Source organism: Rickettsia canadensis str. McKiel (genome assembly GCF_000014345.1).
Classification (GTDB): domain Bacteria; phylum Pseudomonadota; class Alphaproteobacteria; order Rickettsiales; family Rickettsiaceae; genus Rickettsia; species Rickettsia canadensis.
Genome location: NC_009879.1, coordinates 1012831 through 1031628, shown reverse-complemented (window position 1 = coordinate 1031628; position 18798 = coordinate 1012831). Strand labels below are relative to the sequence as shown.

The following is an 18798-nucleotide window of genomic DNA, read 5'->3' as shown; positions in this document are numbered from 1 at the left end:
TTATCCTTTCATCTGATTAATATCAGTAATTTCAATTGAGCCTTTATTACGGAAATATATAAGTAATATTGCAAGCCCTATAGAGGTTTCAGCTGCTGCTGCAGTTAAGATTATGATACTAAAAATTTGTCCCGATAATTCTTGCATATACACGGAAAATGCAACAAAATTTATATTAACTGCAAGCATCATTAACTCAATGGACATTAATATATTGATAATATTTTTGCGATGTATAAATAATCCAAACATGCCGATAGTAAAAACTAAGCTGCTTAAGATTAAATAATGATTAAGCGAAATATATTCATTCATATTTAATATCCTCAATGCCTTTATTAAGAAGAGGTTTCGTCATTAATACAGCATTTTCTTTATTGTGGCTTAATTGTTTTAATATATCTTGACGTTTTATTCCCTCACGCTTTCTAAGAGTTAATACAATGCAACTAATCATAGCCACAAATAGAATAAGACCCGCCATTTGAAATGGTATCATAAAATCAGTATAAAGTATATTACCTATTGCTTTAGTGTTTGAGATATTATTTGTTGTGGCAAACAATATATCGGAGCTGAAATTAATATTTTTAGTCCCAAGTAAAATAATTATTACTAAATCAGCAAACATTATGAGAGATATTAAAATACTTAAAGTCAGATTTTCTTTTAACTGTGTTATTGCCTTATTAAAATGCATATCTAGCATCATTATCACAAATAGAAATAATACCGCTACAGCTCCAACATAAATTACTATCAGTATCATAGCTAGAAATTCTGCACCAAGCAAAATCATAAGACTTGAGCCATTGAGAAATGCAAAAATTAACCATAATACCGAATATACGGAATTTTTGTTTAAAACAACGCAAAAGCTGCTTATAGTTATTAATGTTGCAAATAAATAAAAAAATATAGGCATGAGTTATTTTTATGTTTTTAAGTATCTCTTTGGTGTCAGTTACCCCGTGACTTGACTGGAGTTGTTGCATGGATCAATGTCATTTCTGCTTTTGCGGAAATGACATTGATCCATGCAACAAAGACTTTAGTCGCGTAGCTCGTGACGAAATCATTACACCAACAAAGCGTTAGAAGAAAATTTCTCAATCATCAGAGTAAATAATACTTCAAGTTCTTTACGTATTTCTTCTTTGTTTTCTACTTTTTGACCTTCTTTACTTAAAGTTAATTCGCCTTTTTCTACATGACCAAGTACAGCATCAATGATTGCTTTTTTATCATGTTTTCCATCCATATATCTAAGTGCAAACTTCTCAAAGAAATTAACACCAATCGGCTCATGTTTTAAATTTGTTACCCACATATAAGGTGTGTGGTTTGCTTGATGTATGACCATTTTTGTTGTTTTAGGTTTATCAAGCTCAGGGTTATTTCGATGTTTCTGATTTGTAATACTAATATAACCTTGCAATACTAGCTTCATTGCATTATTTAAAAGCTCAGCTTTGATTTCATTTAATTTAGTATTATGTAACTTTTTATTGGCTTCTGCAGTTATTTTTTCAAAGCTTAACGGGTTATTTAGATTCTCGCTAAAAGTGTATAAAATAGCTTTCATATAAGGTGAGCTAGTTGTTAAGTTAAAGTCTTTATTACCGTTTAAAAAGAATTTTAAGTTTTCAGAAGTACTGTTAAGATCCACTTCTTTCAGTGGCTTTTCAGGTACTATATTAAAGATCATATTAAATTTCATTATATCATCATTATTAATATTTCTATTAATTTTGATATTACTATGACATAACAAAGTAGTTCTAAAACGACGATTCGTAATAAAATCCATATATTGTTCGGTTCTAACGATATCGTTTACTGATTTTAACTGCTCTACTACTTTTGGCGGCATATTACCGAGATACATAGTTGAGAGATTACAATCGGCTAAATATTGTAAATTATACTTTCTTGCCTCATTCATAAATTCATGAAAGTAGAATTGAGCATTCTCTTCTTCTAGATGATCATGACGTAAGTAATGATCAGTTTGTTTAGCAAGCAGCCCTGCTTCGGTTTTTAATACTTCTGCGTAAGGAGTTTTGGAGTTTTCTAAGCTATCCTTAACAAATTCTAGTAACAATCTAGATTGAACTATTCTATCCCGCACATTTGCAAATGAGCTAGAATGATACATCATCATATCTCTAATAGTACGGACCATATTCCAGCCTGGCAGCGTATTATAGCTAATATATGCTATTCCGTTTGGGCTAAGATTTTTATTACAAACTTCAAAAATTTTATCTCTAACGGTTTTTGGTACCCAAGAAATTACGCCATGGCAAATTATATAATCAAACTTACCAAAAGAATTATCAATATCGGTTATTGAACAATGATAGAACTCTATATTTTTTAATCCTAGTTCTTTAACATTTTTTTTTGCCTCATCAATTTGTACCTTAGACAAATCAACACCAACAAAATGAGCTTTTGGGTAAAGCACTGCATGCGGTATTAAATTGCCGCCTGCAGCACAACCAAGCTCTAATATTCTGCTATTTTCAACTTCAGGAGTATTTACACCGAAAAGGGTTGCAAGTGTACTTAAGTGATAAGGATTGGTAAGAGCATACGGGTAGCTTTCATATGGTACTTCATCATAAGTGTTATGATCTGAAATCGCCCCGTTAACAACAGATTGTACGGAATGTAGTTTTTTTGCCGTCTTATCATGACTGTTAGAGGTAGAAGAAGAGTTAATAGCTTTTTGGGACATATTTTTTCCTTATATAGTTGGTTATATTTGTGTTATTGTCTGGAGCAGAAAAAGTCTTCTGTGTCCCCCATCCCGTGGTCACGCCACGGGATGACAATAGAAAGAACTGAAATCCAGCTTTTTTCATAATAAATATTGCACAGAATCCTTAAAATGGCAATCTATAAGTAAATCCTAAGCCAAATTCTCTAACGACTATAGTTTTTTTGATAGGATTTGCTGGCACGAATTGTCCAGTTTTTATATCAAGTGTATCATAATTAATCCTTACTCTATACTCTATATGCCGTTTGTAATTTTGCAGTTGCATCAATTACTTAAATTTGAAGTTACATCTTGTGAAATACCAAGCGATGCTTGCCAAGCAATACAATTTTTATGACTTCTTCTTACTTTAAAATAATCACTATTTTATAACACTCTACCTAGAAGAGGTGGCTTAACTTTTACTTGTGCTATTCCCACCTCCAAGTATTACCAAAGCTGTAAAAGTTTTTATTTTTTCCAAATCATCAATAAGATTTAGCATATATGTATTTGATAATACTTTAGCGTTGCCTAGAGTAGGTGGGATAGTAAGACCGTTACTTAAATTTTGCTGCGGTAATACGTAATGTAGAAGATATGTAGGTTGATAAGTTTCCAAAAATTCAATAGCTATCTGTGGATATATTATATAGCCTATTTTCCCACTATATATGCTTGATTTTTTTAAAATTATTTCGGTCTTTGAGTTTTTATGTTGAAATTTACTCACGACCGGCTTAACTATTTTGCTTTCTATTCCTATATAGAAATCTGTTTCTTTTGCAAAAGCAATGTTATTAAAAATGATAATAGTAAAAAAAAATAATTTTAGTAATTTAGTCATTATAATTGTTTAAAAAATAAAAAAACATTATATATCCCCTTTATTAATGGTCAATCATATTTTTTCTAATAATTATGGAAGCAATTATACTAAATAGTAATAAAGTAATAGTTACTGTGAGTGAAACATATGCCGGAATCACTATATAATGATGAATAAATATTTTTAAGCCGATAAATATTAAAATTAATGCCAAAGAATATTTTATATAACTGAAACGTTCTGTAATCTCTTCTAAACAAAAGAATAACGCTCTAAGCCCTAAAATAGCAAAAATATTTGAAGTATACATTATATAAACATCATTAGTAATTGCAAATATTGCTGCTATACTATCTATAGCAAAGACTAAATCTATTGTTTCTATCAGTACTAGAGATATAAAAAGGTGAGTAAAATATAATTTGTTATTAAGTTTAACAACAAAATTACCATCTTCAAGATTGGGAGTAATATTTAGATTTTTTATTATTGACTTGTAAATATAAGAATCCTGTATATCATAAGTTTTATGTGATACATAAAAAGTTTTTATACCGGTAGCAATAAGTATTACGGCAAAAATATATAATAACCAGGCAAATTTATTTATAAGAATAATACCGCTGTAAATCATTATGGCTCTGAATATTATTACGCCTATTATCCCGAAAAATAAAACACGATGTTGATATTTTCTGCGAATTCTAAAAAATTGGAAAATAATCGAGATAATAAAAATATTATCAAGTGACATAGCTTTCTCAATGAAAAAGCAAGTATAATATTCACGAGCATGATCTGCCCCAGTATTATAGTAAACATAGATACCGAATAAACAAGCTATTATAAAATAGAAAAGACTAAAAAGTACGCTTTCTTTCAAGCTCATTACGGTGTTTTTTTTGTGTACTATCCCCAAATCGAGAATCAGTAAAGTAGCAATTACCGTATAAAAAATAATCCAATTCATTTATTTATCTCTTCATTTTATATTGCATGTGATAATATAGCCCTCCGCCGTACATCACTCTTAATTGGAACTTTATGAAATTTTCACCTTGATGTAGATAGGGTCTGATGTCAATAGGATTGCTTTTACTAATAGGTTGGTTATTAACTTCAGCGTGTAATGCATAACCTTGATCTCTACCGTTATTACATTGTTTTGGATCGTCTAAAGAATCAATAGAAGGTATAGGGGCACTAAGAAGTTTTGTGTCGTTGACATATAATAATATACAATCGTCGTACCATAAATCTAGTATTTTGAAATAATCGATATCATCTATAATTGCATCTAAAGTTAATTTGAAAGTTATAGTATATAATTTTGTACCTTCTGGTTCATATGATGCACTTATAAAAGTATCCGGATTATTACTAGGAAATGCCATAATATTCCATTGTGAATTCCATTGTGGTACTACATTAAAAATCACTTCACCTGTTTTAGTTGCATGATTATAAGGAGTGTTAACTAATTTTGTTGGGAAGTTATTTTCAATAATATCTATCTGTAATCCTTTTGATTCTCTACAGCCAACATTTTGACCTAAAGGTTCAAACTCGACAACCCTTCTATCAAAATATGATAAACAATAGCGTTCTAAAGGTTTATTAGGGTCAATAGTTACCCAATTAACCGGGCATGTTCCTTTTGCAAGTTCCCCTATATCGCTTTCAGGCCATAATGCATTACCATGTTGATCTGAAGGAGTATGAATTGCCTGACAAGTAGGTACTAATATAGGAGTACAAAGATTTAGCTCTTGCCAAGTTTTATCTCTTACATCTGAAACTTCAGCTTTATATGTCGGTTCAGGAGGATTATTTATATCTCCTTTTGTATATGTCACTTTATAATATCTTGAATCATCTAATATTGGTCCTATGCTAGGTTCTGGCTTGATTCTATCTGTATAATCCCTACTTAAAACACATATTGGAGTATTAGGGTTGTCGTTATTTGTATAGCAATTACTTGGCATATTATTTATATTGCAAGTATAAATATTAATGCCTCTTCCTGGACCTGATACTGTTTCTTTTAGAGTGCAGCTACTTGTATCTCTGCATAATCCAAGATTTGGATAAATAACGTTATATTTATTTTTAAAATCCTTACAATTTATAGTATCTTTGCTATTTAGTTTAGCAAGTACGCAATTTATAGAGTCATTATTGTAACCGGGCATAGGTGAGCCATCAGGTAAGGTAGGAATCGGGAGAGGGTTACAATGTTGGAAATTTTTCGGCATCAAGCAGGCATGTGTTCCGCCTTGAATATATTTACCGTTTATATATTCTAAGTATTTTAAATATACTGCATTTGGGTTTAAATTTCCATTATTATCGTAAGGTTTCTGATCATCTTTATATTTACCGTGAATGGTCAATTGATTTAGAGCATTCTTTCCTGAAAATGGCATAGCAATATATTTATCTTCCGTCGGATTTTTTGGTGGATCTTTAGGTATAAACGCAACAGAAGAACTATAAGTATAACCGGCAAGCATGACTATGCTTTCTGTATCATTAGGGTTTGGAGGTGGAGGTCCGGCGTATGACAATGGCGTTACAAGAGTACTTGTTTCATCTATAATATTGTTACCGTCCCTTACCTGCAATGAAGCAATGAATTGCGGTTTATAATAAGCATCATTGGCATTGTTATTAGTACAGGTAATTCCAGCATATTGTTTTGCACATTCATAAGCAACTAAACTGTAAGAATGATTTACTCGTGGTATGCAATCTATTAAATTACTAGACTCAAATAAGCAAATATTATTAGGATTTTGCTTATCGTCTTCGGTATTACTAATAGAGACATAAAGATTTCTATCTTTACCGTTATTGTCTTTTAAAGTGAATCTTGTTGGTCCAGGTTTACTTAAACCAGCTTGATCTTGTCCTTGTATTTTAGGAAATTTTACGCTTACATCTTTAAATTCGCCGATATTAACTCCCCACACTTTTTGGCAGGTAGTTGAATTAGAACTTGGACAGTCCGGTATATCGCTTATGTAATAATCGTTAGGTGTTTCTACACTGCCAATTTTCTGCGAATATACTATTCTAAATCCATTATTACAACCATCAGTTGTAACACTACATGGCGTAGGGATTTCTGTATTAATACATGGTGTGCCCCCTGAAGTATTATTACACGATTTGATAAGATCTCTAAAAGCTGTATTAGTATGAGTAATTTTTGCTGAAGAAAAATCTATATTTTTGAGTTGTACACAAGTTTTGAGGTCAGGGTTAGGTCCTGTACAAAGTGGAACAAGATTGCTAAAGCTAACACGTATGGTATTATTAACAATATTGTTTCTAACATTAGACACTACACAAGCCGGACTAGTAGAAGATTGGTCAAAATTGCCGTTGGAATCTTTGATGCTACATACATTATTAGCTTTAGGATTAATGCTAATATAATCTAAATTTGGACAATATGGCGGTGGAAAAGGTCCTAAAGGTAATTGTACGCAACCAAAAGAATAGTTATCTACAGCACCGTTCAATGATCCAAGTGTTTCAATAACTTTTATTATTAAATTAGGAAAAAAATTAAAAATCTCTCCTATTGCATTAAGTATTGATTGAAGTACTTTTATAAATTCTGAATCTTGATTTATCATACCAAGAATGTGTCCTAATAAACCTGGTAAATTTCCTCCTTTTACCATTTCAACTAAAAATTTTAATACTTTTGCAATAGGGCTAAGTTGATTAGTTTGGTGAAGAGGTTGACGATGAGGATTCCAGTCCATTGGATCAAGATGTACACCGGAATCTGAAACAAGGTTAACAAGTCCAGGATCACTATAAGCACAAAGTTTAGGTGATTTTAAAGTAACTATTTTCCCGTCTACACCGATTATCTTATTATCACTTTCCGTGTAACCGACTTTATTGAGATGTACTCCATCTGTATAACCTGGATCTGCAGGAAAAGGGTTAGCATTTATTCCGTAAGGCAGATACATTTCCGGTACAGCGATTCTAGCACAAACTCTAGTTAGAGGTAGGCCATAACCTGTAGGCCATAATACACATTCTCCATCCCAATTTAAAGTAGAGTGTTGGTGCCAACAAGCTGCAGCATTACAGCTTTGAACTCTAATACGAATTTTTGGATTAAAGTAACTACTATCAGGGGCTTCTTCCGCACATCTATTGAGTAAAAAACCAATAAATGTACCTGGGTAATCAAATTTTAATAAACAAGTATCATTATTGCGACCGTCGCTTTTATTCCAAGGAGGACACAATGTATCAGGTTTAAAAGGTCCTCTTTTTACTTCATTGTGGCCGCCCTTATTCCAAATTTCCGTTCTCTCACTTTGACCACAATTACATGGGTCGCCAAGACAGTCGGCTATATCATCCCAAATAGATGCATATACATTAAATGAGAAAAATGAAAATAAGAAAAATAGTAAATATTTTTTAAACACTTTGAGTATTCTTTATGCTTGTTATAATTAGTTACTTTGTAATTGTCGCCAATAACATATATAATTTATTGATATAAAAGGTAGAAGCTACCTTTCACCTTTTATATTTTAAACCGAATAGCGAATTATGTAATAATGCGCTATTCGCATTAGTCCGTATTTAATGCATTATATAAGTAATGGACCCAATTATCCGGAGGACCTTGGTGTTGTTCAAGTATTTTTTTATAAATGTCCATTTCCTCTTGTCTGCTTGATAAAATACGGACAATTCCTATTAAAGCGGCAATACTTAATTCAGAAGCTATAGATTCATTATCCTGACTAATTAAGAACATCCTTGCAGAAAGTATTAGCTGTGATAATTTTCGTATTTCCGGTTCGCTTAAACCTAAAATTTTGTCTAAATCTTCTATTTTAACGTCAGACGGTAGAATAATTTTAGTATTAATTAAATCAAGCCAAGGTTTTATAGTATATTTTGGGTATGACTTAAGATAAATAAAATTGAAATTACTGACGAAAATACCGTTATTTTTAGATAAATTATTATAAATCAAATTTATATTATCGTAATAAACCTCAGGTTTATAAAGTTTATCAAAATTATCGGCAACAAATATTTTAGGTTTTGTGCCGACTATGCTTAAATGATAAGTAAAAGCATAAATTACTGCTGCACTAATACTTTGGTGTTTCTTTAAATTATTATTAAACTGTTCTAAAAATTTTCTCTCCGTTGGATAAAATTGTTTAGAAAATGGTTCGTCAGAAAGTTTATATAAATTAAACCCTATGACTTCCCCTTCTTGAATGTTAAGAGACGGTCCATCAAATAATTGATAATATAATTGTCCTTCGGTAAAAACTTTAAATTTATCAAGTATTTGTATTCCTCCTGCCTCTTTAAAATCTTCTAATTTTAAAATATCGGAAAAAATACGTTTTTCTTTTTCAATTGATAAAATTTTATTTTTTAACTTCTCTAGGAAAAATATCTCTATTTCACTTAGTGGTGAAATATAATGACCGCTGATTAATTTTAAAAATTCTAAAATGAAGGCTTGTGATTTTTCTGTATCATCTACTAAAAACGGATTGATAATTTGTTTGTCCGGTTCTAACCATTTACCTTCTATTGCTTCAATAAAAATTTTAGAATCATTATTATTAGAGATATAAATTATTGTTGGGTCATATTTAGTCGATTCTGATATTAGAAAGTTCAATAATACGGTTTTGCCAGTTTTTTCCGTACCAAAGATGCAAGTATTACCTTTATTCGTTTTATCATGAAAATTCATGAAATATGGAGTACCTTTTTCAGTTCGCAGTAAAGTGATAGCTCTACCCCAAGGATTATATTGATTACCGAGTGTAGTATTATGAAGAGCGGTAAGAGAAGCAATATGTTCTACGGGTAATGGTGACATTCTACGGATAAAGGCAAAGTTAGCAGGTAATTGCGACCAAAATATTTGTTCAATATTAAGATCTTCTTTTACATGAATAATGCCAAGTTTAAAAAGTTCGGTTGATGCTTTAGCTACATCTGCATCGAGTTTATTTTCATCTTCTTCTATAACAGCAATTGAAATTTGCTGATTACAAAATTGAAAATCTAAGTTAGCTGCATCAAGCTTATTAATCCCTTTGTGATTAAGTAAAGTTGAGTCGTTGGTAATCTTAAGAATATAATCTTGACCTTGCAATTTGGATATTACTTGTTTTTTGCTTACAAAGTAAAATATTTCAGTTATTATTAATTCAATCGGTAACTGTAAAAATTTATCAAGTGCGTTAGAAGGAGTTTCTTGATATTCTTTTATAGATAGTAAAGAAACGAATTTGTTATTTTTATCATTATCTGTAACTACCATTTTATCGCCACTAATTGTATAAGTACTTCTACCTAGTGCATCAGATAAATCTATTATAGGTACCAAACAATAATTATTATTAAGGTTAGCTATACGATTATATAAAAATAAAGGGTTAGAAAAAACATTATCATTTTCAAATATTATACCAAGTTTTTCAGCACCGAATTCATTTAAATCTTTTAAAATATTATTAGTGATATTTTCTAATTTTTGAAAAGCTGAATCTAAGTAGTTATTTTCAAAATCAGTAATTAATTTATTAGATAATGAATTTATTAAAGAGTTAAAATTTTTGATATTAACTTTAGTGGAATCATGTACTATAGATATATATAAAGTATTAACAAATTTATCATGCCAATGATTTTTTCTTTGCCATAGTGCATGAATATTTGCCGGTAATAATTTTTTATAAGGAGTGGAATCGTCTAAATTTTGTTTTTCTCGTATTGTATGTAGCCAAAAAGCAAAATCATAATTGGTTATATTCTTTTTTATAGAAACTCTAACCATTTCACGTAAATTCTGTAAATTATTGCTAATTTGTTCTGAATTAATGCCGTATATTTTGATAATTTGTAGTAACTTACCGTCTTTGGTAAGTAAAGTATTTTCATTATAATGACATGCTATAGGTATAAAATTATGAGCATTATAATTGTATATATCCTTATCACACTTTCGTAAATCACTAAACACAAATAACCTGAATTTAAATTGCAATTTTGTCAAGACTTAGTATTAGTTTCCATTGTTCTTGAAAACTTCTCTATATCATTTCCTCAAAAGTGTTGTTGTGTGGATCAATTTTCCCGATTGTCATGCTGTGACTTGAAAGAAAAAATCATTGGCAATCGTAGGATCCAGTTAAAAATACTAAGATTATTAATATTTTAAGTTATTTTTTATGGATTTGTATTCAAACTATGAGGTAGCAACAGCGAGTTTTACCATTCCACTCAATAATACCTTCGCGGGCATGACATATAAACTAAACTATCGTGATCTAACTTACTATAAAACCCTAGCATTATTACAAAACTTTACCTTATTATTTATATTTAATAAACAATTATTCACTATATGTAGTGATTTTTTGTAACCCTCCCATGTAATTTATCAAGACATCAGGTATAGTTATTGATCCATCTTCGTTCTGATAACTTTCTAATATTGCAACCATAGTTCTTCCGATAGGTAATCCTGAAGCATTTAAAGTATGAACTAAGGTAGTATCGTTACTGCCGAATTCTTTATATCTTGCTTTCATTCTACGTGCTTGAAAATCTCCACAATTAGAACAGCTCGCAATTTCACGATATTGCTTTTGTCCCGGAAGCCATACTTCTATATCATAGGTTTTTTTTGCTGCAAATCCCATATCTCCAGTGCAAAGTAACATAATACGATAAGGTAGATTAAGTTTTTGTAAAATAGTCTCTGATGCATTAGTTATATATTCATGTTCATTTTGTGACTCTTCTGGAGTAGTAATAGATACAAGCTCTACTTTACCGAATTGATGTAATCTAATCATACCTCTTGTATCTCTACCGCTACTACCTGCTTCTGATCTAAAGCACTGGGTGTAAGCAACGTAACGCATAGGTAATTTTTCTCTTGATATAATAGTATCAGCGACTATATTGACTAAAGATACTTCTGCGGTTGGAATTAGTCTGTAACCCTTTGTTGTTGCAAAAGACTCTTCAGTAAATTTAGGTAGTTGTCCTGCATTATACATAGCATTATCTCGAACTAATACTGGAGGTGATATCTCAAAGAAGTCAAACTCTTTAGTATGAACATCAATCATAAAGTTAATTAAAGCACGTTCTAGCTTTGCTAAATCGCCTTTTAATGTTACAAATCTAGCTCCTGAAATTTTAGTAGTTTGTTCAAAATCCATTAAATTTAATTTTGTGCCTAGTTCAAAATGCTGCTTATTTAAAGCATTTGGATTTATCTCTCCGTAAGTACGAACTAATTTATTCATACTTTCATCAATTCCGTAAGGTACTTCGTCGTCCGGAATATTAGGAAGCATATTTAATAGCTCATTTAATTCGTTATTGTTATTTAGATCCTTTTCAAGTTCTTCCAACTTCTCATTTATATGTTTGACATCTCTTTGTAAACCTTCAAACTCTTCACTGCTTTTAGAGGTCATATTACCTAAAATCTTCGATTTCACCCTACGTGCATGCTGAAATTCTTGAATTAAACTCGTAATTTTTCTTTTCTCTTCGTCGAGCATAGCGATTTTACTAGACATAGGTTCAATAAATCTTTGGCTAAGCTTTTCATCAAACAATTCTTGGTTTTCTCTAATCCATTTGATATTTAACATTTAGTGTCCTCGATTTTTCTATAAAATTACATATCATTATTGAAATTTCATATAATAAAAGTAGTGGAATTGCAAGAGCAAACTGGCTTAAAATGTCAGGAGGTGTTAATATTCCTGCGATGATAAAGTTAATTACTACGGCAATGCGTCTTTTTTGCTTAAGTGTCTGTACCTTAATTATTTTTAGTATATTTAATATTATTATCACAACTGGTAGTTGAAAAGCGACTCCAAAAGCAATAATAAGATGAATAACTAAACTGAGATACTCGCTAATTCTTGCTTCCAAAACTATTGGTACTATCATATCACGTTTTTCAAAATTAAGAAAAAATTTCCAAGCTTGCGGCATTACAAAATAAAAGACAAAAATACTACCACACCAAAATAAAATAGGTGACATAAAAAGAATAAAAGTGATAATTTTTTTTTCATGGCGGTGTAGCCCAGGACTGATAAATAAATAACACTCTAAAGCAATTATCGGTATAATAATAGTAAAAGCAGTAAAAGCTGCGAGTTTAATATAGGTAAAGAATGCTTCCGTAAGCCCTGTGTAAATTATATTGCGTACCGTATCACCGCTTAGCTTAGCCAGTGGTTTTAATAAAAAACTATAAATATTGTCGCTAAAGTAATAGCAAATAGCAAATATAATTATAAAAGTAGTAAATATTCTAAGAAGCCTTATTTTTAATTCTAATAAATGTTCTTGAAAACTATATAATTTCATAAAAATTCCGACTCGTCATTTCACAGAAGTATATATATATCAATATTATAAAGGTTTTTTAAGGATTGTCATATTTTTTAATCACTAGTTTCTTTCTATATATTTTATAAAATATCGGTATAAATAACATACTAAACAGAGTATTACCTAAAAAGAATACAGGCCAAGTAAGATATTTTGCACAAATACCGCCAAGGCTAGCTAGAAGAATACGACTAAGAGAGCTAAAAGATGCAATAATGGAATATTGCGTGGCAACAAATTCACTATTGCAAAGGCTAGCAAAATAGATAGAGATAATAGTGCCTGCAAAGCCTGCACAAAAATTTTGCACTGTAACGGTTATTATAAATGTCCTTATATCATAACCGATAGTAGCAAGAATCATAAACATAAGAGGCGATAATAATTGAATAACTCCACCAATTAAGACACTATTAAATATACCTATTTTTGCAGATAAAATGCCACCTAAAGCTCCCCCAATGATCATGATTAGTAACCCGTACGCTTTGTAAATAATAGCAATTTCATGAGTAGTAAAACTTAAATCTAGAAATAAGGGAGAACTCATAGCCATAGGTATAGAATCTGCAGCTTTGTACAAAAATACAAACAATATAATTAGCAGTAAATATTGCTGTTCATTTTTTAAGGATATAATACTTTTTTTAATAACTGCAAAATATTGTTGTAATCCTATTAAATTAGTAGTTGTATGACGTATTTCTTTTGATTTTGGTTCTTTGATATATAAAATTACTATAGGTCCAAGTATAGTAATGAATAGAGCAAATTTATATACAATATTCCAGCCAAAAATAATTGATGAATATAAAGCACCGACGCTGCCAAGTAACATACCTAAACGAAACCCTATACTACTAAAAGTAAAAGCCATTGAAAGTTCTTCTTTCGATGTAGGTCTCTCAATTCTATATGCATCAAGTACAATATCTTGAGTAGCATTGCAGAATGAAATAATACATAAGATAACGGCAGTAATATATAAGTTATTGCAAGGGCTTATGTTTAAGAATCCTGTCATTGCTAGGATTAAACATATTTGTGATACTAATGCCCAGCCACGTCTGTGACCGAGTTTAGAACATAAAAAAGGTATAGAGTATTTATCTATAAAAGGTGACCATATGACCTTTAAACAATATGGAAAAGCAGCTAATGATATCAAACCTATTATATCAGTAGTGTATTTTGCTTCAGATAATTGATATGGCACTGTGAAAAAAATTAAATTAAATGTAAGACCGGAAATTAAGCCTAAAAGTAAAATACCGATTAAATATGTATGGCTATGTATGTCATGTCCACGAAAGCGCGAAGCCAGAAAAAAGTCAAACAAATTAAGTTTTCTAACTTTAGAAGCTGTAGTTATTTGAGCTTCTTGATTTCTAGATTCCTGCTTTCGCGGGTATGACATAAAGGAGTGATTTAAAATTTTGTACACGAAATCTAATAGCTTTAAATAGTTACTTAATATTTCATTTCTAGTGAGTAAGGGGCTACTTTGGAAAATATTTTACCGACTACCGGTATTTTGATTACAATGGTGCTGATTAAGAAAAAGGAAGGAATAATGTTTCCTTTAACCGTAATTAATTGCTGCTTAGTATCAATATTACCTTTCATAGTAAAGTCAAAAAACGGTCCATGTGCTTCTGTATCGAAAATTGTAATAATATTCCCTCTATAATTAAATTTACCGGTCATATCTTCAAATAAAATATTTTTATTATTAGTTATTGAACTAAGAAAACCCGGTAGAGAAACAAAGGAAACAAGCCGTGTTAAAAAAGGGGTATCAACTACCATAAAATGTTTTATAGAAAATTTTCCATCTAATATTGGTACTATTTCGCCTTTTTTTACTTTATATCTTTTTGTATTTAAGTTGATATTAATCTGACCATTTTGCATAGTGTTATACATTCCAAGTCCTTTAAGCAATGCTCCGGCATTATCAGATTCAATGAGCCATTGTTCAAAAGCTTCCTTAGCGGTAAGTGACATCTTAACTTTTTTATTAGCAATATTAGCATTTAGAAAACCAGAGAAACACCGTACTTTATCACATTTAATTGCTAAATCAAGATTACTTAGAATTATATTATTCTTTAAAAGTATTTTTGATATATTAGTTTTTAAATTAATATTACGTGTAGAATCCCCCTCTTTTTCTAAAAACTGCATCATATTAGCATTTGATAAATCTAATCCGCTTCCATAAAGTTCCGTATTAAGATTATGGTTATCTATAATTATTTTTCCTTTTAAATCCGTATGATTATGTTTAACAGAGGCTAGATTAATATTATAAATATTGTTCTTAATTAAGACATTACCGTTAATTTTTAGATTATCCTGCCCTGAAAGGTTAAATGCAATATTTCTATCGAAATTTTTATCATTTAATTTAGTATATAAATATAAATTAGCTTTTTTATATAATTTTTTATGAATAGATACTTTATCTATATTAAATTCTAAATTATCAAGATTAGAATTAACAGTAATAAAACTCTCATTATTATGCTGCTTTTTATACTCAAAATTTAGAACGGTATTCCCTGAAATTAATTTCAATAGTCCAAATCTTTGATTATTTGCCACAATATTGCTTTTTATTTTAAGTAAACACTCATTATTTTTATCTGATATATCATGATCATAAGTAAAGCTACTTGCATAATTATTAATTTTGCCTTTACCGGTAATATTTAGTTTATTATCTTTAAAACTACCTTTGGCTTCACCGTTTTGTAATAAAATATTATTGTCTAAAGTATTAAAAGAAATATTTGTTAATGTTGATAACACATTATAACTATTAGGGATATTTGGACTAATAGGGATTATGAACTCTATTATTGAATTTGCTGTCCCTTTGATTTGTTTTAGATCAATATTTTGAGCTTTAATATTTTGATATATATTACTTGGAACAAAGGCAATTAAGTCGTTAATTTCACCTTTAGCAGTAGCATTAAAAACAAATTGCGATTTATCCGGTCCTTCCCATTTGAAAGTTATAATACCATCTGAAACAATACTGTTACCGCTATATGCTTCATTAATTAGAAATTTTATTTCCGGTCCTGAAATAATTATATTAGTATCAACTTTAGTTAAAGGCGGTAAATCTTTATGATATTTATATTCAAAATTCGAGATATGTAAATTTGCTTTTAAATTATCTTCTACTAAAATATTTTTCTTTAAAAATTTTTTATCTAATTTAATATTTAATTCTCCGTTTTGGATATAACCTTGTTTTATATGTTCTCGTAAATATGAGATTATAGAATTATCCGGCACAATTTTTTCAACTGTTTGATAAATTATTAAAGGTATATTTGCAGCAGCTGCACTTACATCGATATTTTTATCGGTTATTATACCGTTTAGTGATAAAAAAGCTTTGTCTCCAAAGGTAAGTTTGCAATTAACGCTTTTTGGATTACCTTTAGAATAGGTGGTTTTATACAAGCATAAAGCATTTCCTAGAGGTAAGCCTGCTCCTTGCTCATCGGTTAAGATATCACTTTTTATTGAAGTTAACCGTATGTCGGTTAGAACATCTTTTTTGATTATATTTAACGAATAATCACCGTTCGTTGAAGTATTTATAATTTCTTCATCGTTGTTTGAGATTATGGAAAATTTATCAATATTAAAATTAGCCTCTATTAACGAATTAGAGAAGAAATTTTTGAAATTAAAGAAAAGATTAAAATCTTTAATTTCTCCTCTAGTATTATCTATAAAACTTAAGGTAATTTTATCTATAGATAATCGGTTTTCTTTAAATTCTAAATTATGTAATACAGCCTTTATATCATTTTTACTTAAATAAAATTCAATTATTTTTTTCAAAGGTTCATTTAACGATCCTTTGTTCGCACTATAAACAGTTAGAGTTGTAAAAACAAACAATGAAATAAGAATTATAAAAATACTAATAAAGGTTTTTTTAATAAAATTCATTTGAGCTTGTAAATCTATTGAAATATGATAAAAGCTTTGTATACTTGATGAGCTTCAAAATTGGTGTTGTTGTTCTACAAGAGTACACAACGGTACTTACATATTAAGTATATGATACGCTTCTTGCCTTGTGAACTTTTAGCTCTCTTTGAAGTTATGTCAAAGTATAATGATCCTGCATTGACACTCGAGGTATACTTGTCATGTTAGTTGAATATAACGTATAATTTAAAAATTTAATATAAAAATCACAAAAAATTATGAATATTACATTTATCGGTAGTGGATATGTGGGATTAGTCTCAGGTATTATTATAAGCTATTTAGGTCATAATGTTACTTGTATTGATAATGATAAGGTTAAGATATCCAAATTAAATAAGCAAATATTACCGATTTATGAGTTGAACCTTGATAAATATTTACAAAAAGCTCTGCTAGCTAGAAGATTAAAATTTACATATATTTATAATAATGAACTTCAAAATGCTGAAGCAATATTTATTACGGTTGGCACGCCTTCAAAAGAATCGGGAAAAGCAGATTTAAAATATGTTTATAATGCTATTGATAAGGTATCAGTGCATATAAATAAGGATTGTTTAATAGTCATCAAATCCACTGTTCCGCCTTATAGCTGCAGTAATATTATAGCATATTTAAAATCCAAAGGTTTTTTATTTAATGTTGCTTCCAATCCTGAGTTTTTAAGGGAAGGCAGTGCGGTAGAAGATTTTTTATATCCTGACCGTATAGTTGTCGGTGTAAATAATGAAAAATCGGAGGAGATCTTAAGAAAAATTTATGCACCCTTAATAGAACAAGGAACAAAGTTTTTGGTTACTGATTTAGTGACAAGTGAGCTTATTAAATATGCTTCAAATAGTTTTTTAGCTACTAAAATTGCTTTTATTAATGAAATGGCTGATTTATGTGAAAAAATTGGCGGTAATATTAAAGATTTATCTAAAGGTATAGGGCTTGATCAAAGAATCGGTCAAAATTTTTTAAATGCAGGACCTGGTTTTGGCGGTTCGTGTTTTCCAAAAGATATTCTAGCATTAAATCATCTTGTAGCAAACCATCATATTGATTGTAAGATTCTTAAGGCAGTAATTGCAAGCAACAAGCAGCGACCAAGTAACATAGTAGATAAGATTGCTACTTTGTTAGACAGAGATTTAAAAGGTAAGAATATAGCAATTTTAGGCTTAACATATAAAGCAGGGACAGATGATGTTAGAGCAAGTCCTGCTATCGAAATTATAAAGATTTTATTAAATAAAGGTGCATATGTTAAAGCATTTGATCCAATTGGTTGTGAAAATGCTAAAAAGAATTTTGAAAATAAAAATTTGCTATATTTAGACTTAGCAGTTGAAGCATGTAAATCAGCAGATATTATAGTTATTGCAACTGAGTGGTTAGAATTTAAAGAACTTAATTTTCAAGAAATTTATGACTTAGTAAAATCTCCGATAATAATTGATCTGAGAAATATACTAGATAGTGAAGTAGTGAAAAAAATCGGTTTTAGGTATTATGCAGTAGGAAGTAAACTCGATGTTATTCCCGCGTAGGTGTTGTTACGTAAAATGCATTCACTGTTATACCGTTGTTTGACCATAGTATCCAAAAAACAACTTATTATACTAATAATTTTAGTATTTTTAACTAGAACCTGCGTTCAAGTCGCGGGGATGACAGAGTTGGCATTGATCCGATCCATGCAACAATGTTTCACAGGAATCACATAAAAACCATA

At 29.9% G+C, this 18798-nt stretch carries 11 protein-coding genes and 1 pseudogene; 1 reads left to right on the top strand and 11 read right to left on the bottom strand.

Going from position 1 to position 18798, the window contains the following annotated elements; all coding sequences use genetic code 11:
- From nuoK to A1E_RS04460, 11 genes and pseudogenes are all read right to left on the bottom strand, one after another.
- Positions 1-315: an NADH-quinone oxidoreductase subunit NuoK gene (gene nuoK / locus A1E_RS04510; protein ID WP_012149119.1), complete on the bottom strand. Its 315-nt coding sequence runs from the start codon at positions 313-315 to the stop codon at positions 1-3.
- Complete coding sequence (locus A1E_RS04505) at positions 308-925, bottom strand: NADH-quinone oxidoreductase subunit J (RefSeq protein ID WP_012149118.1); 618 nt, start codon at positions 923-925, stop codon at positions 308-310. The genes nuoK and A1E_RS04505 overlap by 8 nt, the downstream gene beginning before the upstream one ends.
- Before the next feature lie 153 nt (positions 926-1078).
- Positions 1079-2743 (bottom strand): methyltransferase regulatory domain-containing protein, encoded by a 1665-nt coding sequence (locus A1E_RS04500; protein WP_012149117.1) that lies wholly within the window; start codon positions 2741-2743, stop codon positions 1079-1081.
- A 148-nt stretch (positions 2744-2891) separates the two neighbouring features.
- Positions 2892-3614: pseudogene (locus A1E_RS05920) on the bottom strand (porin family protein).
- A gap of 43 nt (positions 3615-3657) precedes the next feature.
- Entirely contained in the window at positions 3658-4566 is a 909-nt protein-coding gene (locus A1E_RS04490) for a TerC/Alx family metal homeostasis membrane protein (protein ID WP_012149114.1), read from the bottom strand.
- A gap of 4 nt (positions 4567-4570) precedes the next feature.
- Positions 4571-8062, bottom strand: a complete 3492-nt coding sequence (locus A1E_RS04485; protein ID WP_012149113.1) for a hypothetical protein — start codon at positions 8060-8062, stop codon at positions 4571-4573.
- A 149-nt stretch (positions 8063-8211) separates the two neighbouring features.
- Positions 8212-10644 (bottom strand): VirB4 family type IV secretion/conjugal transfer ATPase, encoded by a 2433-nt coding sequence (locus A1E_RS04480; RefSeq protein WP_012149112.1) that lies wholly within the window; start codon positions 10642-10644, stop codon positions 8212-8214.
- Positions 10645-11017: 373 nt separating this feature from the next.
- A complete protein-coding gene (serS, locus tag A1E_RS04475; protein WP_012149111.1) occupies positions 11018-12295 on the bottom strand; it encodes a serine--tRNA ligase in 1278 nt (425 codons plus the stop codon).
- Positions 12273-13028 carry a twin-arginine translocase subunit TatC gene (gene tatC / locus A1E_RS04470; RefSeq protein WP_012149110.1) on the bottom strand — a complete coding sequence of 252 codons (756 nt, stop codon included), beginning with the start codon at positions 13026-13028 and terminating at the stop codon, positions 12273-12275. Before tatC ends, serS begins: the two co-directional genes overlap by 23 nt.
- 58 nt (positions 13029-13086) lie before the next feature.
- Positions 13087-14469: an MFS transporter gene (locus A1E_RS04465; protein ID WP_012149109.1), complete on the bottom strand. Its 1383-nt coding sequence runs from the start codon at positions 14467-14469 to the stop codon at positions 13087-13089.
- Between the two features lie 53 nt (positions 14470-14522).
- Positions 14523-17033: a YhdP family protein gene (locus A1E_RS04460; protein WP_012149108.1), complete on the bottom strand. Its 2511-nt coding sequence runs from the start codon at positions 17031-17033 to the stop codon at positions 14523-14525.
- Positions 17034-17293: 260 nt separating this feature from the next.
- On the opposite strand from A1E_RS04460, the gene A1E_RS04455 reads away from it, so the two are divergent.
- Positions 17294-18613 carry a UDP-glucose dehydrogenase family protein gene (locus tag A1E_RS04455; RefSeq protein ID WP_012149107.1) on the top strand — a complete coding sequence of 440 codons (1320 nt, stop codon included), beginning with the start codon at positions 17294-17296 and terminating at the stop codon, positions 18611-18613.
- Positions 18614-18798 lie beyond the last annotated feature (185 nt).

Bases quoted from the DNA above. Each gene is read 5' to 3' on its own strand.
- serS (WP_012149111.1), bottom strand. From the start codon at position 12,295: ATGTTAAATATCAAATGGATTAGAGAAAACCAAGAATTGTTTGATGAA.
- A1E_RS04455 (WP_012149107.1), top strand. From the start codon at position 17,294: ATGAATATTACATTTATCGGTAGTGGATATGTGGGATTAGTCTCAGGT.
- A1E_RS04505 (WP_012149118.1), bottom strand. From the start codon at position 925: ATGCCTATATTTTTTTATTTATTTGCAACATTAATAACTATAAGCAGC.
- nuoK (WP_012149119.1), bottom strand. From the start codon at position 315: ATGAATGAATATATTTCGCTTAATCATTATTTAATCTTAAGCAGCTTA.
- A1E_RS04490 (WP_012149114.1), bottom strand. From the start codon at position 4,566: ATGAATTGGATTATTTTTTATACGGTAATTGCTACTTTACTGATTCTC.
- A1E_RS04460 (WP_012149108.1), bottom strand. From the start codon at position 17,033: ATGAATTTTATTAAAAAAACCTTTATTAGTATTTTTATAATTCTTATT.
- A1E_RS04465 (WP_012149109.1), bottom strand. From the start codon at position 14,469: ATGTCATACCCGCGAAAGCAGGAATCTAGAAATCAAGAAGCTCAAATA.
- tatC (WP_012149110.1), bottom strand. From the start codon at position 13,028: ATGAAATTATATAGTTTTCAAGAACATTTATTAGAATTAAAAATAAGG.
- A1E_RS04500 (WP_012149117.1), bottom strand. From the start codon at position 2,743: ATGTCCCAAAAAGCTATTAACTCTTCTTCTACCTCTAACAGTCATGAT.